At 35.6% G+C, this 23,533-nt stretch carries 25 protein-coding genes; 3 read left to right on the top strand and 22 right to left on the bottom strand.

Features of this window, described 5'->3' with window-relative positions:
* Positions 1–106: 106 nt before the first annotated feature.
* The 9 genes from J6D32_RS09120 to J6D32_RS09080 all read right to left on the bottom strand — a co-directional run bounded on the left by J6D32_RS09120 (position 107) and on the right by J6D32_RS09080 (position 7,625).
* Entirely contained in the window at positions 107–1,813 is a 1,707-nt protein-coding gene (locus J6D32_RS09120) for an ABC transporter ATP-binding protein (protein WP_155062279.1), read from the bottom strand.
* Between the two features lie 27 nt (positions 1,814–1,840).
* Positions 1,841–2,470: a DUF4004 family protein gene (locus J6D32_RS09115; RefSeq protein WP_006783579.1), complete on the bottom strand. Its 630-nt coding sequence runs from the start codon at positions 2,468–2,470 to the stop codon at positions 1,841–1,843.
* A 9-nt stretch (positions 2,471–2,479) separates the two neighbouring features.
* Positions 2,480–3,268 carry a polymer-forming cytoskeletal protein gene (locus tag J6D32_RS09110; protein WP_006783578.1) on the bottom strand — a complete coding sequence of 263 codons (789 nt, stop codon included), beginning with the start codon at positions 3,266–3,268 and terminating at the stop codon, positions 2,480–2,482.
* A gap of 13 nt (positions 3,269–3,281) precedes the next feature.
* A complete protein-coding gene (locus J6D32_RS09105) occupies positions 3,282–3,947 on the bottom strand; it encodes a hypothetical protein (RefSeq protein WP_006783577.1) in 666 nt (221 codons plus the stop codon).
* A 10-nt stretch (positions 3,948–3,957) separates the two neighbouring features.
* Complete coding sequence (locus J6D32_RS09100; RefSeq protein WP_055164270.1) at positions 3,958–4,809, bottom strand: hypothetical protein; 852 nt, start codon at positions 4,807–4,809, stop codon at positions 3,958–3,960.
* A 135-nt stretch (positions 4,810–4,944) separates the two neighbouring features.
* Positions 4,945–5,475, bottom strand: coding sequence for a GNAT family N-acetyltransferase (locus tag J6D32_RS09095; protein ID WP_006783575.1), 531 nt, complete (start codon positions 5,473–5,475; stop codon positions 4,945–4,947).
* 316 nt (positions 5,476–5,791) lie between these two features.
* The gene (locus tag J6D32_RS09090; RefSeq protein ID WP_006783574.1) at positions 5,792–6,268 is read right to left on the bottom strand and encodes a glutathione peroxidase; all 477 of its coding nucleotides are present in this window, start codon (positions 6,266–6,268) and stop codon (positions 5,792–5,794) included.
* A gap of 78 nt (positions 6,269–6,346) precedes the next feature.
* Positions 6,347–6,778, bottom strand: a complete 432-nt coding sequence (locus tag J6D32_RS09085) for a MarR family winged helix-turn-helix transcriptional regulator (protein WP_006783573.1) — start codon at positions 6,776–6,778, stop codon at positions 6,347–6,349.
* A gap of 130 nt (positions 6,779–6,908) precedes the next feature.
* The gene (locus J6D32_RS09080) at positions 6,909–7,625 is read right to left on the bottom strand and encodes a hypothetical protein (protein ID WP_230321554.1); all 717 of its coding nucleotides are present in this window, start codon (positions 7,623–7,625) and stop codon (positions 6,909–6,911) included.
* Positions 7,626–7,914: 289 nt separating this feature from the next.
* On the opposite strand from J6D32_RS09080, the gene J6D32_RS09075 reads away from it, so the two are divergent.
* From J6D32_RS09075 to J6D32_RS09065, 3 genes are all read left to right on the top strand, one after another.
* A complete protein-coding gene (locus J6D32_RS09075) occupies positions 7,915–8,760 on the top strand; it encodes a hypothetical protein (protein WP_006783571.1) in 846 nt (281 codons plus the stop codon).
* 141 nt (positions 8,761–8,901) lie between these two features.
* Positions 8,902–9,630 (top strand): hypothetical protein, encoded by a 729-nt coding sequence (locus J6D32_RS09070; protein ID WP_006783570.1) that lies wholly within the window; start codon positions 8,902–8,904, stop codon positions 9,628–9,630.
* 165 nt (positions 9,631–9,795) lie between these two features.
* The gene (locus J6D32_RS09065; RefSeq protein ID WP_006783569.1) at positions 9,796–10,467 is read left to right on the top strand and encodes a flavodoxin family protein; all 672 of its coding nucleotides are present in this window, start codon (positions 9,796–9,798) and stop codon (positions 10,465–10,467) included.
* A gap of 293 nt (positions 10,468–10,760) precedes the next feature.
* On the opposite strand, the gene gnpA is transcribed toward J6D32_RS09065, so the two are convergent.
* The 13 genes from gnpA to J6D32_RS09000 form a co-directional block, all read right to left on the bottom strand.
* Positions 10,761–12,911, bottom strand: a complete 2,151-nt coding sequence (gnpA, locus tag J6D32_RS09060) for a 1,3-beta-galactosyl-N-acetylhexosamine phosphorylase (RefSeq protein WP_129821419.1) — start codon at positions 12,909–12,911, stop codon at positions 10,761–10,763.
* A 15-nt stretch (positions 12,912–12,926) separates the two neighbouring features.
* A complete protein-coding gene (locus tag J6D32_RS09055) occupies positions 12,927–13,757 on the bottom strand; it encodes a carbohydrate ABC transporter permease (protein WP_009606802.1) in 831 nt (276 codons plus the stop codon).
* A 14-nt stretch (positions 13,758–13,771) separates the two neighbouring features.
* Positions 13,772–14,728 (bottom strand): carbohydrate ABC transporter permease, encoded by a 957-nt coding sequence (locus J6D32_RS09050; RefSeq protein ID WP_009606771.1) that lies wholly within the window; start codon positions 14,726–14,728, stop codon positions 13,772–13,774.
* A 161-nt stretch (positions 14,729–14,889) separates the two neighbouring features.
* Positions 14,890–15,129: a hypothetical protein gene (locus J6D32_RS09045; RefSeq protein ID WP_006783565.1), complete on the bottom strand. Its 240-nt coding sequence runs from the start codon at positions 15,127–15,129 to the stop codon at positions 14,890–14,892.
* 133 nt (positions 15,130–15,262) lie between these two features.
* The gene (locus J6D32_RS09040; protein WP_129821420.1) at positions 15,263–15,388 is read right to left on the bottom strand and encodes a DUF2812 domain-containing protein; all 126 of its coding nucleotides are present in this window, start codon (positions 15,386–15,388) and stop codon (positions 15,263–15,265) included.
* Positions 15,389–15,413: 25 nt separating this feature from the next.
* Positions 15,414–15,599 carry a hypothetical protein gene (locus J6D32_RS09035; protein ID WP_006783563.1) on the bottom strand — a complete coding sequence of 62 codons (186 nt, stop codon included), beginning with the start codon at positions 15,597–15,599 and terminating at the stop codon, positions 15,414–15,416.
* 418 nt (positions 15,600–16,017) lie between these two features.
* The gene (locus J6D32_RS09030) at positions 16,018–16,167 is read right to left on the bottom strand and encodes a hypothetical protein (RefSeq protein WP_009606742.1); all 150 of its coding nucleotides are present in this window, start codon (positions 16,165–16,167) and stop codon (positions 16,018–16,020) included.
* 70 nt (positions 16,168–16,237) lie between these two features.
* Positions 16,238–16,501, bottom strand: coding sequence for a hypothetical protein (locus J6D32_RS09025; RefSeq protein WP_006783561.1), 264 nt, complete (start codon positions 16,499–16,501; stop codon positions 16,238–16,240).
* Positions 16,502–16,623: 122 nt separating this feature from the next.
* Entirely contained in the window at positions 16,624–18,291 is a 1,668-nt protein-coding gene (locus J6D32_RS09020) for a hypothetical protein (RefSeq protein WP_006783560.1), read from the bottom strand.
* A gap of 124 nt (positions 18,292–18,415) precedes the next feature.
* On the bottom strand, positions 18,416–18,814 hold the full coding sequence (locus J6D32_RS09015; RefSeq protein ID WP_229098559.1) for a hypothetical protein: 399 nt from the start codon (positions 18,812–18,814) through the stop codon (positions 18,416–18,418).
* 155 nt (positions 18,815–18,969) lie between these two features.
* The gene (locus tag J6D32_RS09010; protein ID WP_147633310.1) at positions 18,970–20,367 is read right to left on the bottom strand and encodes a carbohydrate ABC transporter substrate-binding protein; all 1,398 of its coding nucleotides are present in this window, start codon (positions 20,365–20,367) and stop codon (positions 18,970–18,972) included.
* Positions 20,368–20,457: 90 nt separating this feature from the next.
* The gene (locus J6D32_RS09005) at positions 20,458–21,693 is read right to left on the bottom strand and encodes a response regulator transcription factor (RefSeq protein WP_006783557.1); all 1,236 of its coding nucleotides are present in this window, start codon (positions 21,691–21,693) and stop codon (positions 20,458–20,460) included.
* A gap of 16 nt (positions 21,694–21,709) precedes the next feature.
* A complete protein-coding gene (locus J6D32_RS09000; protein WP_006783556.1) occupies positions 21,710–23,479 on the bottom strand; it encodes a sensor histidine kinase in 1,770 nt (589 codons plus the stop codon).
* Between the last annotated feature and the right edge of the window lie 54 nt (positions 23,480–23,533).

Below are 23,533 nucleotides of genomic sequence, written 5' to 3'. Positions count from 1 at the left end.
ATCAATAGCTTTTTTTATTTTCCCTTAACTCCCCGCCCCTCAAAAACCATTTATTACCATATAGAAAAATTATTTTTAAAGCCGACCTAGAAGGTCGACTTTAATCTTAACTAGCAACAGAAAAATCGTCGTCTTTTTTAAGTGTATATAACTGATAAAATGCACCTTTTTGAGTTAATAAATGATTAAAACTTCCAGATTCAACAATCTGACCTTGATCCATCACGATGATTTCATCATAATCTGATAAAATTTCCTCACTTAACTTATGAGTAATGGTAATGACTGTTAACTCATCGATTGCAAGCAACGTCTTTTCAATATCATACGCCGTCTGTAAATCAAGTGCTGAGGTTCCCTCATCCAACATTAAAATAGGCATCTCCTGAATTAAGGCGCGCGCAATCGCCACACGTTGCTTTTGCCCTCCTGATAAATTCTTCCCATTTTCACCAACAGCAGTTTTTAAAGCCTCAGGTAACAGCTTGATAAATTTTGTTACACCACTTTGAGTTAAAGCACGTTTTATTTGAATATCTGCAAAGGTTTGATCTAAGAAAATATTATCTGCAATCGTTTTATCAAATAAATAAATATTTTGATGAATCATAGAAGCGAGTTCTGTCATCGATAATGGGATTGGATTCTTAACATCTTGACCATCCACCAAAATCTGACCTTCATAATCACGGTAATATCCCATCATTAATTTAATCAGCGTCGATTTCCCACAACCACTTTCACCGACAATCGCATACTTTTTATTTTTTGAAAACGTATAAGAAATACCATTTAAAACCGGTGTTTCTTCATAAGCAAAATGCACATTCTCTAATCTAATTGATTCCTTAAATTCTGATAATGCTACTTCGTTAGATTCACGTTTTCCTACCTCAATCAGCGCCATGATTTTTTCATTCACACCGCTCATTCCTTTAATTTGAGTCACTTTCTGCATAATCCACATAATCGGACCTTGAATTCCATTCCCCAGTTGAACGACCGCAAATAAATTTCCGACTGTCATTTGCCCAAGAAGGACAAAGTATCCCGCAATCGCCATTCCAGCAATTTGTGTACCAATGGCAAAAATCATCGAAACAGCTTGAGCCACCCCTTTTAGATGTGTACTCTTAAATTTTGCATCCTCTAACTCATCATTCACAACGTTAAATTCATGGGTGACGGATGGAATCATTCGATAAGACTTCACGACTTCATAGCCTTGAAAAATATCTTTAATCTTTGAGGTAAACATCCCTTGCTCATCCGATACTTTATTTTGTCTTTTCTCAAGCGCCTTCCCAAAAAGCGATGGCACAATCATTAATAAAGCGGCCATCAAAAACATCGCAAGTGTCACCCAGGGATTAATCCAGAGTAAAACAGCCGTGGTCCCTACAAAAATCACCACATCTCCAATCATCATTAAAAACGGTGTAATGTAATTGGCCTCAATCAAATTCATATCATTCGTCAAATTTGATAAATAATCAGCCGTATTACTCTTATTAAAATCTTCATAGTCTTTTGCTAAAATCCCTTTAAACACATCACGTTTTAGCGCAATCAACGTTTTTTTCAAATAAATCGCCTGAGTCGCACTTGTTAAATAGTCAACCAGTCCCATCAGTGAAAAATAAACCGCCGCGAAGAGAATAGCCTTCACAAAACCATTCATGTCCCCGCCCACTACATAATCAATCAATTGTTGAATTAAAAGCGCAATATAGACTTGCATCGCTGCCCCAATACAACGAACTAAAACTGTTGTAACCAGTAAAAATTTGTGTTTAAACATGTACTGTCTCATAAACAGTCCCCCCCGATATTTTAAAATTTATTGCAAACTCGCTAACTTAATCTGACTTAGTTCCTTCGCCACTGCAATTTCTAACACAATTCGATCCTGCTCATCAATCAGCAACATCTCCTTATCAATCGCACCAATAACAAACGGCAGGCCTAAATGCCGCATCAAAAAAAGACTTGATTTTTCCTGTGTTAACTTCATAAAATGCTGATTTAAAAAAGCTTGAATCATTTTTCCTTCATCAAATGTAATAACCCCTGATGCCACATAATCTTGTAAAATTTTTAACATCAACACCTCTTTTAAATCTGATAAATTAGCTGAAGCCCCTGTCATACTTTGATACAACTGCATTGCCTGCTGTGACACAATCTTCTTATTTATTAACTCCGAACTATCAAATGTTGGTTCCGCTACATGGGGTGAGAAAATTTCTGACAACTCATCTAACGACACTGTATCCTTAAGTTCAAGAATCCGTTCAATTCGCTCAAGAATTTCTTTTCTTGGGAAAAATGTTTCTTGTCCGGTTGAAACAGACTTCTTAATAAACCATTCTTCAGGAATTAAGTTTTTACGCTTCCATCTGTACAGTTGTCCATATGAAATATTCGTTAACTGCAATAATTCTTTTTTAGAGATTAAAGATTCTTCCATACTCATCACCTAATTTCTATCTTGTTGTTTAATCTTTGCTGTAGGATGTGTTGTTAAATCAGTTGAATACTCCACATAATCAACCGTACACTCCGCTCCAATCATCACCTTATCACCGTGAACCTTTTTCGCTTTCGTATACGTCAGATTTATCTCATCACCTTCAATTTGATTCACCGTCAACGTCTTACGAACTCGTTTTTTCTTAGACGGACTCACCGTTAACTTCGTTGCCCCAATACTTTCACAGCGACAATGTTCATTTAACACAATATGAATTTCTTCACCATTAATTAACTTCGCATTATGAATCGCACCATAAATATTTAAATACTCACCCTCAAGTTCACCTCGTGTTCGAATCTCACCTTGTGACATTAAGGTATGAACCTTTATCGTTCCATCCCCATCAAGTGATCCATAGCTCGTCAAACGTTCACCTTTTAATGTCCCATTGACCACGCAAGCTCCCATACTTTGAATACTTTCAATCACACTTGATTCATTAAGTGTCGCCATCCCACGAATCTTTAACAACTTAATTGCAACACTTCCTTCAAACGTCGTATCACCATAAATTGCAACCGTCTGACACGTCACATGCCCTTTAAACTCACAATCCCCCATGACCTTAATCAAATTGGCCTCAACACGTCCCTCAAACGTCGCATCACCATAAACTTTAATACTGTTAGCTATAAGATCTGTTGTAATCAATCCATCACCATAAATACGAACCTTATCAAAGGTTCCTCCACCAACGGTTGCATCACCATATATCTTTAAATGCTCCGCCATCTTTCAAACCTCCTTAAATTTGTTTTTGACGCTTAACTTTCGAAGTCGGATGGATATCAATCTCTCCTCGGTACTCCACTTCCTCAATCATACAATGAGGTCCAATCACCACCTGATCGCCACATACCTTTTTAACATGACCATACTCTAAATAAATCTCATCAGCCTCCATCAGATTTGCCTCTAACGCCACTTTCTTTATTTTAAACATCGTAAAGATATTCCATGATTTAGATTTTTTCGTTAATTTTCTAACCTCAATCTTTCCGGCTCCAATTTCCATTACACTTGATGGTTCATGCAATAACAAGGTTACCTTTTCTGCATTCATCACACCTAATACTTTAAACTTTCCTTCGATTCGAATGTCTTCAGCATTTATTTCTTCATCTGCACTTAAATACCCTTCCACCTGTAACACTTCACCATCAACTGTTCCATGACAGGTACAAGATCCCACTACCGACATCTCTTTTGTCTTAATGCCCTGAAGCGTCATAGCTCCTGCTCCGTTAAACGTTAAACAAGAAATGTGACCTAAAGCCTTGCACGTTCCTGCCGTATGAAAATTCTCACAGTCGATATCTCCTGTAATTTTATGAGCACCTTCTAACATAACCTCTTTAAAAACACCACCGCCACTACTTCCTGCACCATTCATTTTTAAACTTCTCATCATTTTTTACCTCCTATACCATTACTTGATGATGAACAACTGACGATTCATCAATACTCAAACTGCCACTATACTCAATCTCATCAATCACACAATTAGGTCCAATGATGATATCATGCCCACTAATTTTTGAAATTTTTGCATATTCTACGGTGATTGTATCCGCCTCAATTAACTCTCCACTTACTTTTTTAAGTGGCGATAATCCTCCCATCAGCGTATTTAAAAGTGACCCAACCATCTGGGTCATGCCACTCTCCATCGATGAACGCATGATTTCAACTTCTGTTGCCCCAATTTCTTTAAATGTTGAACCACTCATTGCCTCAAGCCTAACGCTCTCACCACTTAGTAATCCTTCACAACTGACATGGCCGGCTACTTTAATCTGTTCCACTTCGATCCCTCCTGATACGTTCAACCAACCACTTACTATTAACTCTTGTGCTTGAAGTAACTCTTGAACATTCATTGAACCTGAGATAAAAACCTCATCAGCTTTCATCGACTTAGCACGCACACGTCCCGACACTTTTACTTTCTCACCGCTTATCTGTTCAAATGATTCCAATATTCCCGATACAATGATTTCTTTTGCCGTAACAGATTTCTCAAAACAAGCTTTTCCACTCACTTTAATTTCTTCTTGGCAACTTAGAGCTCCAGTTGATAATACCTTCCCACTACTATAAAACTGATTGGTTAGCAAATTTCCTTCTAGGTTTGCTTTGCCGCTCGTTTGAAAAGTATCGCAGTTTAAATCCCCACTAAACGTGCCACTACCAGAAATATGAACTTTCTTATAATCTCCACCTACTAAATGAAGCTTTGAACTTATATTTAAATTTTGTTTTTTATGGTCCATTTTAATCATCCTTTGAATAGGGTTTGTTTCATCATACTATTAATATAGCATAACATTGTTTCGTTGTGAATACTTTAACGTAACAATGTTTTATTATTTCTATTTTAAACGAAACAACCCCATAAAAAAAACAGGTTATCCCTGTTTTATCCATTCAGATTTTAAGATGGCATACTCGTAGGTATCTAACCAAATCGGCTTTCCTTCTTCATCCTTCTTAAAGTACACATTTTGTAACAATGTCCCCTCATAACGCATCCCAATTCGTTCTAACAACTTCCAAGATGGTTCATTTAATGGACTACACATCGCAACAATTCGTCTAGCACCTAAATGAGTAAAAGCATAATTCATTAACGCTTTGACACTTTCTGTTGCGTAACCTTTACGTTGATACTGACGATTAAAAACAAACCCTACTTCCCATGTTTGAAATGCTCCTTCAATTAACGTTAAATTCCCAATGACTGTTCCATCTGCTTTCAAACAAACTGCAAAAAAACAATCGTCATTTACTCGTTTGAGCGTCTCTTGTTTGGCTTGCTCTTCAGTATAAACCTCATAAGGCTCAAATTGAACAACTTCCTCATCACGCAAGTATTCATACAAATCCTGCCAATCTTCTTTCGTAAATCTCCTAATGATTAATCGCTCTGTTTGTAACATTTAAATCAACTCCTTCTTTATTAAATGCTATACCTAAGCCACCATTTGTAGAACCAGTCTTTTGTTTTAAATAATCGTCATAAAAAAGATTGAGTCTTTAGAAAACTCAATCTTTTTTAATCTTACTTATTACGACTCATTAAATTAATTCTTTAATGGCATCTTCTAATTATTCTCGTTTCATTATCGGTGTAAAACGCACCACAACATTTCCTACACGATCCACTAGTAACCATTTAGTATCCCCTGTTACCGTTTCAAATCCTGTTGAAAAAATTTAGCCTATAAACCATTTGACGCTTCATCTAATTTTTCCTTACTTTAATAATTTTTGAATATCTGCTTCAATCTTTGAAGGTTTTACCGTTGGGGCATATCGTCTAATGACACGACCATTTTGATCAATTAAAAACTTCGTAAAATTCCACTTAATCTCTGAGCTAAACAGTCCTTTTGCTTCCTTTTTTAAAAATCGATAAAGTGGATGTGCTCCTTCCCCATTCACTTCTATTTTTTCAAACATTGTAAAACTCACGCCATAATTCAGTTGGCAAAACTCATGAATCTCTTTATTACTTCCTGAATCTTGTTTTGCAAATTGATTACATGGAAAGCCAAGTACTTCAAACCCTTGAGGTTTATAATCTTGATAAAGAGCTTCTAATTCTTTAAATTGAGGTGTTAATCCACACTTACTCGCTGTATTGACAATCAATACCACTTTTCCTTGATATTCATCCATTCGAACCATTTGTCCATTCATTTTCTTCGCTTCTAAATGATAAAAATTCATTTTCATTCCTTCTTTCTAATTTTATCAAATTTAATTTTATACAATTAATTTAGAAAAAATTAAAGTTAAATCCGTGATTTAACTCAATTTCTTTAATAAAGATTCCAGTGATGATTTCAAGCTAGCGTACTCTTCTACCTCGCCACCAACACGACAGAATAATTGATTTGGAATATCTACCATTTCATCTTTTAACACACGCCCATCTTCGGTTAATTCCACAATCACGACACGGTCATCTTGTGGATCACGATATTTGATGACTAATTTCATCGCTTCTAATTTTTTAATGAGCGGCGTTAACGTACCTGAATCTAAATGCAAAGCCTGTCCTAAATCCTTAAATGAGATAGCTTCCTTTTCCCATAAAACAAGCAATGTAATATATTGCGTATACGTTAAGCCAAACGCATCTAAAAATGGTTTATATAACTTAATGACTTCACGAGATGTCGCATATAAAGCAAAGCACAACTGATTCTCTAATTTTAATGCTTCATATTTGTTCATCATTTCACCTCATATGATTTTATGAAATTTAATTGTATAAAATCAATATTATAGTCATTGTAATTCATTTTTTATCTACTGTCAATCAAAACATAAAAGATGTCATCTCTTCCTCTTAAGAGATGACATCTTACATTTCACTGATTAATTCGATAATCCGCTCTTTCATCGCATAATCCAATTTAAATAATCTCACATAATCTAAAAACTCTTTTTCAATCGTCTTAATTCCCTCCCCGTACATTTCCTTAAATCGTTTATTAACCGTTGATTCATTTAATCGATAAAATGATAAATATTTATCCATTCCGTATGTCATAATGAGATATTGCGTAAAAGCACCGACGACAGGATACGTTAAATAAGGGGGATAATCATAAAAATACTCGTCTTTCATCAAACGTTGTAATGAAACATACTGGTCATTCTCTAACCAATAAAGAACCCACTCAAAATTATGAACACCAAACCATTTCTTATTAAAAAACATCGCTAACCCTTCTCGAATGGCCACTGCATTTGGTCGATTAATTAAATTAGCTAACAACAACACATCTTGATGAAAGCCAATCGCTTTTTGTTTCCGACTATAGACTGCATAAATCTCAAATGGATCACGAAAAAAACTACTACACGGAACATAATCACCATAATACATTCCAACCTCATCTAAACTATCACATAAAAAATAATGAATTTTCTCTTCCAACTCAAGTCTTAAAACCTGTAACACATACTTCAGGCAATGCTCTTGATACTCCATAATCTCTTCAATATCCTTCTGCGCCAAACTGCCCGCATGTACATGAAACACATAATGATCACTTTCGTTCACTAACCACTTCATCATTTTCACCTCCTTTTTACGAGATTTAAACGCTTACTTTTTATTATCGTCATTATATTGCTAAAATATCCATTCTAAGCCATAATTTTTATTATTTCTCAAAATTTTTACTTCTAATGAATCTCATCATCTCCTACTAAACTTTCTTACTATAGCTTATGACAGCTCGTCATACTTCGTTTATTTTTTTAGGCGTTTTCTTCAAAAAAATATCTTTTCTTTCAATACTTCCAATTGTCAGGTGCCCTTTTAACCGCTATAATTAAATTCGTTATGAAAGGGGGCAATTATGAAACCTCTAGGCATTCTATTTTTAATCTGTGAGCTATCCCTACTCAGTGCTTGTTCTACCCCTGTACCCGAACTTGTCTTACTCAACACCCCAGGCATGCCACTGAAACTCACGCAGATTGAATTCCCAACTGAGGAACCCCAATCTACCTCAGTTTCCCTACAAAATCCTAGTCAAATGACTCTTCCAAACAAAGAAGAAGAATTCGACTCTCCTCTTTTATCAGATGAAGAAAAACCATCAAATAATGAGGACAATCCTTCAACACATTCCATCCAACCCTCCCTTGAATCTCCTAATCAAAATACCCCTTCACTTTATTTAGAAAACGGAGTGGGACGTGCCTATTATGAAACACTACCCTATCTAAATTCTAATGATGTCATCACCCTTAATAATGGTGAAACAGATTATGCAACCGTTCAATTTGATCATTATGAAATTATTGATGACCATCAAAAAAGTGGACGTAAAGGCATTGCCTTTTACTACAAAGAAACTAATATTAGTGATCAGGAAATTCACGTTGGATTAGCAGGACGCGTGTTAGATCCAGTTGTCAATACAAGTGTTTTCTATGGAGAAGATGAACTTAAACTGATGCCTGCAGATGAACTAAACCTAAAATTTGCAGATGAAGATTATCTTCAAACACAGCATGTCGAGTTCACTCAACAACAAGCAAAGGTAGAAGCTTGTTCTACCCCTAATACGCTAGAGCCAGGAAAAAGTCGTCTGTGCTATAACCATTATAGCTATGCTGGGAAGGGAGAATATCTCATCAATCAAGCGCTAGATAACACTTATAGTAACTATCAAAGCTTTTTGATTGAAGTAAAATAAGGCCACCCTAACGGTGACCTTATTTTTTTTGCCAAATTATAACAAAGTTATGGAATTTTATTATTAATATTGTAAATTTAACCTTAATCATCTATCAATATGCTATAATTTCATATCATAGAATTGAAAGGGATTACCAACATGAAAAAAATACTACTCTTAAGTTTACTATTCTTAACTGCCTGTCATCAAAAACAAAATGTCATGGAAGATGCACAACCACAGCCGGAAATCATAGAAGAATCCCCAACAAAAATTGAAACAGCCGAAGAAAATATTGCGATTGAAGAGGAAGAAGAACCATCCGTTAATACACTGATAGATAGTAGTGATTATATCGTAAATGAAGCACAACTCTATCTTGAAAATGGATTATCACGCCATGACTACGAAACACTCCCTCACTTAACTATCGGTGATCAAATCACCATTCAAAATGACGACCAAATCCTTGGATTGGTCTCATTTGACAAAGCTGAAATTGTCGATGATGAACTTGGAAGTTCAAAAAAAGGGTTAGTACTATGGTTTACCGAAACAAATACAACCAATGAGACACTTGAAGTTGGGCTATATGGGCAACATCCTCTAACTCTAATGACTGTCTTTAAAGATGATCAAGAACTTAAACCACTTTCAACGACTCCTTACATCATGGGGGTTGAGAACAACGATTATTTAGCAAACTATCACGTTGAATACAACAATGAAAAAGTACTTCCATGTTCTGAAAACACTAAATTATTGCCAGGTGAAAGCCGCATGTGTTACCAAATTTACAGCTATGCAGGAAAAGGAGAATATTTAATTAACCAAGCAACTGATTTAACCTATGAAAACTGGAAAAGCTATCTTTTAACAATTGAATAAAAAGGGCCCTAGGCCTTTTTTTATTTATTGCATTGACCGAAATTGAGGATATTTTATAAGAAGGAATGACCATTTCTATCTTTAACTCTACGGAGCGTCGATTGAACATATCTATTGTCGTCTTTATAATAAAGTCATCAGCTAAGAGAAGGAGATGATTTCCCTATGAAATTTATTATCTTTAATGGTAGCCCTGCAGGAGCTAATAGTCACACGAATGTAATAGCAGAAGCTTTTTTACGTGGTGCTAAACGAGGCGGTGCAGATACTGAAAATATATTCCTCATTGACAAAAAAATCGGTCACTGTAAAGGTTGCTTTACCTGTTGGTTTAAAACTCCAGGAAAATGTATACTGCAAGATGATATGGAAGCATTACTTCCAAAATATAAGGTTGCTGATGTTGTCTGCTTTGCAACTCCAATTTATACTTGGAATATGACAGCTGTACTAAAAAACTTTGTCGACCGTCTTATCCCATTGAAAAGTCCATTAATCGTTCAGCAAAATGAAAATTTTGACCTTGTCGATACCGTACAAAAAACACAACAATTCGTTGTCATCTCAAATTCTGGTTTCCCTGGAAACAATAATTTTGAAACAATGAAAGCTGTTTTTTCTCCCTGTCATCCTGTTTTAGAAATTTACAGGAACTGTGGCAAACTGTTAAAAAGTAAAGATATCCACATTAAGCCAATCGTTGATGAATACTTGGCTGCTGTAGAACTAGCAGGATTTGAAATGGCAACACAAAGAGCTATAACGAAAGAGACGAAGTTAAAACTAGATATGCCTCTGATGACAATTAATGACTACCTTAAGTATCTTGGGATGTAATGAGTCACTTTTTAAAATTAATATCAAAAAAATTAAATTCATAAAAGATCATATACTCTAATCAATTAACACTATCTAGTATTTAGGGTATTATCTAAAAAACAAGACTCTTTTCATTAGAGGGGTTCATTTTTACTAGATTAATTAGGACGTACGATCTCTAAAGCTTTATTAATCCCTTAACAGTAATTGATGATGCTAAAGTTTTTGATCCCCCTTAAAAAATGGCCATAAAGGTTTTTCCTTTTACTCTATTCATTTAAAAGCGATATCCTTTTAGATATCGCTTTTTACTATTCAACGTCTAACCAAATTAAATCCATTTCATTTAATGTAACACGATGCTTCACTTCTCCACGCACATAAATTTGTGCCTCTTGAACCTCAAAGCTATTATTGTATACCGCTAGCTTTTTCACTTCAGGGAAGTAAGTACACTCCACTTCACAGCTATCCACATAATAAGTCATTAGTTCTGATTCTTGATGAGCCGCATAATAAATCGCACGTTGTAAAAGTCTTGCATTTTGAGCGCTATAAGGTAACCCTGCGATGTAAACGCCACGTCCGCGTCCATACTCATTGACTGATAATAAAATATCATTTTGATCCATCGCTAAAATCGTCGTATGTTCACCTTTTTTAAATACGCCCCTCATCCCACGACCAAAATCAATCTCCGTCTTTATATCCTCAAGAATGAAATGTTCCTTTGTTAACTCATGATACTTACGATAGCTAAGTCCATACGTAATATCTTTATCAACTCCGAGTACATCGAACAATTGGAAGTACTTCCCTTGATGTTGAATAGCTGTTGGTTCTCCAATTCCGATAAATCCACCCCCATTATAAACCCACTCACGAATCGTTGTAATCACTGTTTCATCTAACCAATTTTCACCACCACTCCAAGCCGTCATCGCATCTCCAGAGTTAATCATAATCCCGATCTCCTCAGAAATTCCATTCTGCTTAATATCCTCAAAATTAATAAACTCCACGTCAAACATCATCCCCGACAATGCCTCAAGTACTCCAACATACGAATAAATCTCTTTATACCAAAGCGCATGCGCGACTTGATTTGTTTGCCAAGAACGAAGTTTACCAAAGCAATTTAAAATCGCCACTTTAAAGGGAGCCTTATATCCTTTCGTACCTTGCACCATTTCATGAAACGTATGAAACTCATTTGAAATTCGCTCCACCACGTCAACAAACTCAGGGAACTGTAAAGCCAGTGACAGATACCCACCATATCCAATCCGATCAAGAGAGCTTTGCATAATGGCACGTCGTCCTTGAATCCAGTTTTCCTTCGCTTCAGTAACAGGATCCCCCTCTTCACAAAATACATCAGGGAAGAAATAAGGTAAGAAACGTCCTTCTGTATACTTGACGCCTGGAATATCAGAAATCATACGAAGTGTGGTTCCATTTCCAACTGATCCAACCACTGAATCAATGCCTATCGCTTCAAAATATTTTCCATAAGGCTCTGTTCCAATCCAGTTATCACCTAAAAACATCATGGCTTCTTTTTTATGATCATGCGTCATATCCACGAGGACCTTCGCCTCACGACACACAAACTCCGATTGAAAATCTAAAAAGTCTAAAAACTCTTTAGTTGGAATTCGGAATGGATTATTAAAATATCCTTCATCTACGACATATTCAGCTTTTAAGGGATATCCTTTAGCTTTTTCAAATGCTTGAATGGCTTCGTGGCTAAGTGTTGAACTATAACCGAACCAATCCACAAACTTTTCTTTTTTCATTTCATTATAAATGAGTGTAAAATGATAGAAAAACGTTGTAAACCGAACCACATCTACTTCAGGATGCTCGCTTAACCACTCATTTAAATAGCCTTTAATATGGGAATTCGTCAGAGGATGTCTCATATCATACGGCATTTCATGCTCACGATCCCCCCAATCATTCGTTAAATGATTGTACATTTGAGTTGGATCCCAAATTTGATACATTAAGAAGTTAACCGTGTACTCATGATAAAGAATAGCATCAACTAATACAACAACTTCTTTTTCATCATCATAAAACCACTTCTCATGACCGACTTCCTTACCCGTTGTTCGGTCAATGACTTGCCAATAACGATGATAATCTTTGGGATTGACTTTAAATTGTTCTTTAAAAATTCCTTTCATCAGATCAATGATTAAATACTTATGAAAAGCAATCGTTGGTTCACTCATCATATAAAGTTGTTGTAATTCTTCTTTGTGATCTTTTGCCCACTGTTGGTCATTACGTGTTGTTAAGTACGTTTTATACACTTTTAAACCAAGTTCTAAAATACGATCATCTAGTTTTGTTCCATCTGAATCTCGAATCGCATCGGCATGCCAACGCGTCATCACCTCTCTTAATCTTTCATATTCTACGTTATCAATTGGTAATGTAAATCCTGACATTTAAATTCCCCTTTCTTATCCTTTAATTCCACCGACATTAACACCTTCAGTTAATTTTTCATTTAAAATCGCATAGATAATCACAATTGGAATTAATACAATGACCATCCCCGCAAATAAAGCTCCCCAGTCTGTTGAGAATCGTTGAACTTCCATTAAATTTTGAAGCCCAATTGGTAACGTCTTTTTGGCGTCATCTAAAATAAACGTAAATGCCATCGGGAACTCGTTCCAATAAGCCATAAAGTTAAAAATAACAATTGTGACGATTCCTGGTTGAATGAGTGGCATAATCACTTTCGTCATGATTTGGAAACGATTGGCTCCATCCATCACTGCTGCTTCTTCATAACTTCTTGACACACCTCGAATAAAGCTTGATAACAAGAAAATCGTAAATGGCAAACTTGAAGTCGCATAAATAAGGGCTAAAACGACTAAGTTATCAAGTAAATTTAAATCTTTTAATAATGAGAATAATGGAACTAACACATACGTTGCTTGAATAAATAAACCAGCGCTAAATACAAACATTATGAATTTTGAAGCAAAGAATCGATAGCGTGACAAACAGTAAGCAGCCGGTACGGCTAAGCAAAGTGAGAATAAAACCCCCATGACACTCACCAAAATGGAGTTAAAAAAATACGACCCCATGTTGGCGGTTGACCAAGCATTCGCATAATTTTCAATATGAAGTGACGCTGGAAGCGCCCAAACATCCCCGAAAAATTCCTGTGTCGTTTTAAACGATTGAACAATAGTCCATCCGAGTGGAATAATAATTAAAATTGACACCAACCATAAAATCAATCGAAGTACTGTTCCCGATAAAAACTTTTTCATCGTTACACCTCCCCTTAAAATTCAATCGCATCTTTATCTGTTAATTTTTGAATCATGAATGACAACGTAATCGCTAAAATAAACACCACCACTGCAATCGCCATCGCATAACCGTAATTCGCATTCGAGAACGCCTGTGAATACATGTAAGTCAGTGGAACTTGTGAGGCATTATTCGGTCCACCACTTGTCATTACCGTCACAAATGTGAACGTTAAGTTAAATGCCCCTGTAATAAAGAACACTAAGGTGACACGTAAGATTTGCCAAAGTAAAGGAAGCGTGATTTTGAAAAATTGGACGCGTTTGCTAGCACCATCAATATCAGCCGCTTCATATAAATCGACTGGAATTTGATTAATCCCTGCAATATACATCACCATGTAATAACCCGTGGCTTGCCAAACCATCGTCGCAACTAAGCACCACAGTACGGTGCTCTTTTGTCCAAGCCACGTCTGCTTTAAGACCTCAAATCCCACCACATCTAAAAATCCATTAAGTAATCCTAAATTATAGTCGTATAAATAAAGGAATAACACCCCAATCACAACCATTGATAAAATATTAGGAAAGAAAATAATCATTTTAAAAAACTTCTGCTCAAACTGATGAAGTCTTCCCTGAGTTAACATTACTGCAAATAACATGGCGAGCACCATTGTCATTAATGGGAAGAATACCAGTACAAACACCATGTTTTTCATAGCAGTGAGAAAGATTGGATCCGCAAATAACGTTTGAAAATTTTTTAGCCCGATAAACGTTGCTTCCCCCCCGAGTCCACTATATCGATAAAAAGACATCATAAATCCTTTTGCCATCGGATATAAAATAAATAAACTAAATAACAACACAGCAGGTAAAACACAAACCGCAATAAACAACCGATCTTTCCCTTTACGGCTCATCCCTTTTTCTTTTTGTGTCCCCCCAACTTTCATTGCTTTTGATTTTTTTAAAGCCTCCAAGACACTCCCATCCCTTCTTAATCTTGATTTATAATACACCCCTATTTTAACAAGCAATGTAAGCGATTAAAATTTATTATATTGACGTTCATATGGACAAATTTGTCCCCACTAAAAAAAGTGACTTCATGGTGAAGTCACTTTTACGATTCTTAAATTTTTTATTGTTTTTTATAAACTCTACGTTCACGCTTAAACAACCGAACCAATTTTAATAAATATAGGATAAATCCAACTGACACGAAGTTGAGCAGTAAGTGATTGCCAAGATTCATCATCAGCGTGATCGTTAATAACCCCCCCGCTACAATGTATGCATTACAAATTGTTTTGACATATAGAATAAAATCTTCATAATCTGTCTGTAACTTAAATGCTTTTTCATCCTGATGTTTTTTCACGCAAACGAACTTCCCCAATCGAGTACTTGCCAAGATTCAAGTTTTTAGTGAAAACCCTCATGCCTAGTCCCTCTAAAAATGCTTCATACTCTTTTAACTCAGCGAACGACTTATCTGCTACAAAGTCTACCTCCTAACAGACAGCTCCTCGTTGACAGGCTTCAAATTTATAACCCCAACGACTCGTCTTAACTAATTTCCATCCTTCTTCTGCCATTTTATTCAACCAATCTTCTTGTGGTTCAAACGGATTCAACAAGATTTTATATACTTTTTTACTTATTCTACTCTCTACCCTTCATGATTTTTTTCGCTGTGTGGTAAAGTGATTCTAGACGATTCAATTCTTGCACTGCAATTTTTCGTTCAAGTTCAGTGATGATGTATACCTTCTTTCGTAAGGATTCACCGTCATCTAAAGCTTCTTGAATCCATCCTTTTTTATCTAATGTTTTAATCGCCCCGTACAAGGTTTACGCTCCCAAAACTAAACGTCCCTCTGTTCGTTCTTCAATAAATTGCATCATTCCATAACCGTGATTCGGCTCAAACACAGCTAATAAAATAAAAAAGGTTGTTTCCGTTAAGGCTCACCCTTTCACATAATATCGCATCCCTATCCTCCCCTATTCTGTTTACTGTAATAAAACCACATCACTAAATGGAATAGTTTACTATTTTGAAAATAAAAGATTACAAATAGATAGAAATAACAACCTTAAATAGGCATAATTAGTGGCAATTCTCATTCAAGCTATTTTAAAATACTATCAAAATCGTGTTTATTTAGGAGCAAAACAAACTAAATATAAATCACTCATCACCCGCTTAACAGGGGCGCTTATTTCATTTTAACGTTAAAATGAAATAAAAAACGACAAGTTCATCTTAAACTTGTCGTTTTTTTGGATATTGCTCAACTTCTTCCTCATCTGTTGCCTGTCCTTTTTTATATAAAACTCCAAAAATTGATAATCCGATTAATCCTCCCCATATTAATACTTGTACAAGTGTCATAATGAGTTGCTGATATTCCATCAATCCCACTCCTTCCACTTCTTATTATTCCAAATTAATCTATTTTTATACAATAAATCCCTTATTCGTTTTATTCACCATATCTCACAACTGTAAATAAAACCCATCCAAATACCGCTAAAATAAATGAACAAATCATCGATACTCCTACTTCACTATTTAAATAGTATGAACCACATCGCACATATTCTATCACACGCCAAACACTGACTCCACTCATCAAAAAGGGTAACAAAAGTCCCCAAAATACTTGTTTTTGCTTGGACAAATAAATCACTAATCCAATATACACATTCAGTCCTAAAATTAATCCTAATGCATACAAAATATCCATTGTTAACCCCCCTTTTTTAAACCCCTTACATTACATATATATTCACCTCCCCCCAATCTATTGACACAAAGACGACATGATTCCATAAAAAAAGTTGCCTGGCCCTGACCAGACAACTCAAATTATTTCATTGGTACGCTTAAAATAAACTTCACTAAATCACCATCATCCACCATTTCAAAACATCCCTCTTGATTTTCAAGCGTCATCTGGATCCATGTCACTAACTCTGAGGAAATCTTTGCTTCATGACTCGTCACATAACGTAACGTCATCTGCACGAACTCATTCATCTCGTCTACTTCTAAATAAACACGAGAATTTGCTAAAGCATCAGTGGCAATCGTCGTAAATAATTGTTCCATCACGGAAGATAACTGATTTTGATGAGCTAAGACCGTCACTGAAGACGTCGGCAGTTTAGTTTTTAATTCAAACTCATTAAATGATTCTGGCATCTTAGCTAAAACATCTGCCATTAACTTCGAAAAATTAACTTCTGTTTTCATACTTTGACTTTCACTTAAATGAAGTAGCAACTGGAGTTCTTCCTGAACTGACTTCATTTCTTCAAGTAATGCCACATCAGTCTCACAAGACATCGCTTCTTGAAGCTGATGTTGTAAGTTCGAAAGACGATGACTTAAAGAAGACACCCTTTCCTTCATCAAAGCAAACGCAGGAGATTCCTGATACACGACTCGTTCCTCAATCACAGTTTCAACGTCTGATGTCTTTTTGAACAAACCAAACAGCTGGCCAATCATCGTATGGCGGCGTAACATTTTCCAAGGACCAATGATAAAGAACTCTTTCACATAAAGCGCATGAATGGCTATGACAGCAATAAAAGCACTCCAACAGAACACATTCATTAAATGAACAATTCCCGCTACATAATCGGTATTAACACTCCACTGCACTATCTCAGCTAATGCGCCAGTTTGCGTCGCAATGATTAAAAATGGTGCCCCCATGATGGCAAAGCAAGTTGCAATCACAAATAAAAATCTAACTTCAAGTGGTACAAATAATAATCCCTTAACTAATCCTGATTCTTTAATCCATCTAAAGGGTAAAACAAAAATAACTAAAATCGTCACCAGCGCCATCACGATTAAATAAGGAATGCTAACCATCACATAATTCTCCATCCCAAAATCATTTAACTCGTAATAAATCGGTCCATTCATCGGTAAATCCTGTGGAACTCCAAAGACAAACGTCATATTTTTAATATCATATTGGTGGTCATAATATGAGTCAAACTCTTGCTGCATTAAACGTTCAAAATCAAAACGATCCGCCCCGTAAACGTCACCAATTGATACATTCCCTTCCGAATCAAAAGTTACGGTTGTCACAAACTGATAACGTGATTGTAATTCATTCCATAACAACTCGTCTGATGTCGTCACTAACTGCTTTAATAGATCAGCTTCACGTGCCTCCTCATGTGATCCATCTGTATTCACAGCGTAATAATCTAATTCAGCCGGATAGCGGTCTAACGTATATTCCCAATATGATAACTCATCATAAAAATTCCCCTCATTCGTTCCTGTTTCATCACCCGATATCTCTTGAAATTCGTATGCAAGATACAAACTACTATTTGCCAATCGCCTAATAAATTGATAGCTTTCAAAATATGGCGTTTGCATTTTTTTAACTTGCTCTGTCATCTTCGGATACTGAATATATACAAAATTTCCACCCGAAATAATCAATCCGGTCATCAAGAGATAACCAAGTCCCCGCTTCAGACTATTTAAAATAGTTGAGCTCATACTCAACACCACCTTTCCTTAAAATCATGATGTCATTATAACTAATAAATCTTAAAAAAAGGTCAGGTGAATTCTTAATTTTTTCTTAAGATGAAAAAACAGCGAAAAATAATTCGCTGTTATCTTACTTATTATCTAACGACTCAACAAACTCATAAGGCGTCATCCCACTATACTTCACCTCAAAACATTCCACTCCACGCCAAACATGACGCGAATCATTGCCGTTAAAAGAAATCATTTGCACCACTTCATCATCTTTATACAACACATAATAACTAGACTGCACCAAATACATGTCTCGATCGGCTATCCGTCTCCCTAACTTTCCACTGCGAAGAATCCTCATCATTCCTCTAAGCTCATCAGGTTCTGTGATTGTGATCACCTCTGTACGAGACACGTCCTCATCACTTGCCAACAACACCTCAATCTTATCCACCTCATCAACTTGCAACAAATTAAACTGCTCCTGACAACCTATCAAACCCAAAAAGCACAACAACACAATCCATCTCTTCAAGCAACATCCCCCCTCCTACTATCATTTTAATCATATCATTCGACAAATATGAACCTTAAAATAAAAAAGAACGTTGCTAGAAAAAATCTCTACTAAAAAATAAGCTTTCCTAAAAAAAACCACTCTCAACTATTGAGAATGGTTTTTCATTAGAATTATTCTTGGCTTTCGCGTACTTTATCTGAAGCAACCTCTAGATTAGCAGCCCAATCAGATGCTGTTAACTCTTTATTCATAATTGAACTAATCGGTTGGAACACTTCATTTTTCATATTAATTTCAGTATTAGTCGCCACTTCAAATCCAACCATAATTGGCAACACATCTGATTCATCAAAAATTTTAAAACTACTATAGTTAGATGCTGGAACATATTCTTTAGCCATTTCCACTGCACCTTCAATTGGAACAACTGCATGATTCAACTCGGCATTTAATGCAACAATTTCATCTTTATATAAATAACGCATGAACTCTTTTGCTAATTCAACATTAGCAGCATCAGATGGAATGTACATTTCTTCAATCCCGGTCGCAACATAGCGAGTATCTCCTTCATTAAACACTGGAGATGTCATGAATCCCCATTCCCAACCTTCTTGAATGGCATCTTTCATTTCATCTTCATACCAGTTACCATTTGGCAAGAATAGAGCACTACCTTTTAAATGTTCGGTTTGTGCTTGGGTATGATTCATGGCAACCGTCCCTTTTAATAAATAATCACCTTCAGCAATTTGTTGGAAAATTTCTAGAGCTTTTACGACATTTTCATCTTCCCATGCTCCATCAGCATAAGAGAAAATATTCTCAACTGCTTCTGCGCCTGCTGCTCCCGCAATGGCTGGCCATACAATGGATTCATTATATCCTGGATACATCCCTTGGTATGTAAATAAGCTTAATCCTTCTGACGCAGTAGCATCTCCTAAAGCAAAGAACTCATCCCAAGTATTTGGAGCTTCCCATCCTTTTTCTGCAAATAATGCACTGTTATACCAAAGGCCTGTTACATTGTAATAAAGGGGAGCTAAATAAACGGTTCCATCTCCATAAGGGGCTGTTAATTTATTATCTAAGAATCCTGGTAACATTTTATCTTTAATTGGTGTTGATTCCCCAGGTGCTGGTTGTGAAAATACGTCACTTAAATCTGCTAACTTTTTGTCTTTAATTAACGCTTGTGCAACACCTGATTCATTTGTTGAGGCAAAATAAATGAAATCTGGAGCATTTCCAGCCGCTAATTGAGGACGAATCACATCTCCGATTTTTGGACTTGCAGTTAACTCAACGGTTACATCTGGATAATCGGCTTCAAAACGTTTGGCAACTTCTTCCCAAAACGCTTTACCATAGCCCCCTTCAAATACTGCGACTTTTAAAACTTCTTGCTTCTCATCTGTTGATGTTGTTTCCTCTTGTGTTGGTGTTTGCTCTGATGTTTCTCCCTCAGGTTTTGTCGTCGTTGCATCGTTTGATCCTGAACATCCGACTAACAATAATGACATCATCAAACTAGCAGATAATGCACCCAATAGCTTTTTCTTCATTTCTAAATCCCCCTTATTTAAGATAGATTAAAATCGCTTACATCATTATTCTAAGATTAATCCCCAAAAATTAAAATAACTTAAACTGACTTAGAAATGGACTTTTTTGACCCGTTCTTGATACTCGGTGGGATTTTCTCCACAAAACTTCTTAAACACACGATTAAAATAAAGTTGATCCTTAATTCCAACTAACTGCGCAACTTCTTTCACTTTTATGTCACGTTTTTTTAGTAACTGCTTTGCCTTAGAAATTCTTAGTTCATTCAAATAATTATTCAGCGTTTTATGTGTTTCAATCTTAAAAATACGACTCAAATAGGCCTCATTCAAACACGCATAATCTGCTAGTTCCTGAAGTGTAATTCGTTCGACATAATGTTCATGAATATACGCAAGGACCAATTGGACCTCAGGTCGATAATGGGCCAACTCCTCATCAGAAATAAGGGAAATCTGTTGATCCGGTCTTACTTGATCTTGAAATAGCTTCGTACAAGCAGCCAACTTAACTCTCGAATCAATCACGACTCGTTTTGAAGCTTGTAAATCGGTATTTAAATAATTACGAACACTTCTCACAACCTTAATCCAACGATCGGTTATAATCAGATCTTCTAACACTTCTCGCTCATATAAAATAATAAGTACTTTCTCATGATTAATATGGACCACATCAAAATCAAATCCCCTAAATTGCTCCCTAATAATGGCATCAATATACGGAAATTGATCATCTTCAATCTTGTCATTTTCTTTCACTCTTAAGCGATATAAACTCAGTTGCGGTTCAAATAAATGATACATCTTCACATACCGATCAAGTTCATCCTCACTATAATAAATGTCCCCTTTTAAAACGGTTGTTAAAAAACTTTTTCTCCCTATTTTAAAATGATGAACCTCATTTTTTTCATCTTCTTCTAATTTACGTTTTTTTAACTGCTTCTCATTCAATTCAACTTTAATCTGTTTAATTAAGTTAATTAAATCCTCTGTTCGTAAATTAATCTTAATAAAATAATCCATTGCCCCTAATTTCATCGCCTGACGGACCAAATCATAATCGCTATGATTGCTCAATACAATCACCTTAGTTTCCATATTTCTTGCCTTCATTTCTGCCATTAATTCTATGCCGTTCATTTTTGGCATTTTTAAGTCTGTTAAGACAACGTCAACCTGATTGTTTTTTAAGAATGCAAGTGCCTCTGCTCCATTTTTGCAAACCCCAACCACCTTACATCCTTCTTCTTGCCAATTTATTACACTTTGTAAATAAATCCTTACAATTTGTTCATCATCAACAATTAAAATATTTAACATGACTAGCCCCCCCCAATTATAACTGCTTAGGTATTTTAATAACTACTGTCGTGCCTTCATTTAAACGACTTAAAATCTTAATATCTCCCTCTGATTGATAACAAAGATTAATTCGTTCAATGACATTAATCATTCCAATTGAAGATAATTTTCCGTCTAACTTCTCCTTCGACTTCTTCTCTAACACCTTTTCTACATCAAATCCTGCTCCATTATCTTCAACATATAAATAAATCCAATTGAGCATATCTCGCACCTTAATCGTAATTTTTAAATCCTCTTCCTCATTCAAACCATGCAATAAACTATTTTCAACGATGGGCTGCAAGATAAAACGTGTAATTTTATAATCTAAACAATCTACTTCAATATCCACCGTAAAATGAAACGTATCTCCATAACGATTTCTTTGAATCGTCATATAATCCTCTACATTTTGAAGTTCTTGACTAATTGGAATCAATTCATTGGTATCACTAATCGTTGCCTGCAACAATCGACTTAAAGCCCCAATCGTATTGCTAATGGTCTTAACATTCGACATTTCTGCCATCCACTTTATTGAATTTAACGTATTAAATAAAAAGTGTGGGTTAATCTGAGCCTGTAACATTTTAAGTTCAAGTCGCCTTTGACTTTCATTCGTCTCATTCATATCTGAAATCAAATCTTTAATAAATTGAATCATAATATTAAACTCTTTGTACAAATACGTCATCTCGTCATTTCCATCCTCACGTTGAGGGTCTGTCAGTTCGATCGTATTTATACTTTTCATCGTCATAATCAATCGATTCAACGGTCTAATAATACTTTGCCACAGCAAAAACGAAATCAAAGTTACGATGACAATCAAAACTATAATGCCAATTAAAAGTGACTTTACCACTTTTAAAACTTCACTTAAAATATACGTATTTGGTGTACTTGAAATCAAATACCAATCATTATAACTGACATACTTGTAACTCACGAGGTTATAAGTAAACATCTTAGTTCCCTTATAATCCCCCTTCAAATAGCATTGCTTCAAAAACTCATCTAAATCAAAATGAGTGGGTTGCCCAATCGAGGTTACCACATCCCCCTCTAAATCAAGCAACATCAAACCACCTACACCACTAATCATCCCTTTTTCTAAAATATTTTGCATCCTTATCTCATCAATCGCAATGAATAAATATCCCATCGGTGTATGCGGATTGCCATTGGTTATCTTCAAAATAATACCGATATATCGTCCATCTCGACTATAAAAACTTTTCTTCAGAGATGATTTTCCACTCTCTTCAAGTTCTTCGATACAGTTAATCATGAAATCCGTATTAACATATCGATAACCTTGAGCATATAAAAAATCCTTATTTACATTCAAAATTGAAATATCCGCCGCTAACGTCAACAAAGAATAATTTTGTGAGATGATTTGTTCGACTTCACGTATAAATTGAACTTGCTCATTAAGAGTCATCCCCTCTGATTTTTGAAGCCCTTGGCGAATCGTGGATGAAAACAAAAGTTGCGTTCCAAAACTTTCAACATCTTGAATAAATAAGGATAAATTATCTGCTAAAATCTCATTCGTACTCTCAATATGATTCACATAATTAGAACGAATCGATCCATAAATGATATGGATTGAAATACTGCCAATCATCACAATCGGCGCAATTGAGACTAATAACATAACTGTTATCAACCGCTTATAAATACTAAACTTTCGAAACAAAAGTTCAAGTTTCTCTCTGACAATATAATATTGCCTTCCCCATTCTAACTTTTTCATTCGACTCCCCTCTTTTAGTAGCGCTTTCTTTATTTTATCATAACCTGCACAAAT

Source organism: Turicibacter sp., from assembly GCF_017941855.1.
In the GTDB taxonomy this organism is placed as follows: Bacteria; Bacillota_I; Bacilli_A; order MOL361; family Turicibacteraceae; genus Turicibacter; species Turicibacter sanguinis.
The sequence above is the reverse complement of the archived record's forward strand: the minus strand, read 5'-3'. Positions and strand labels throughout refer to the sequence as shown.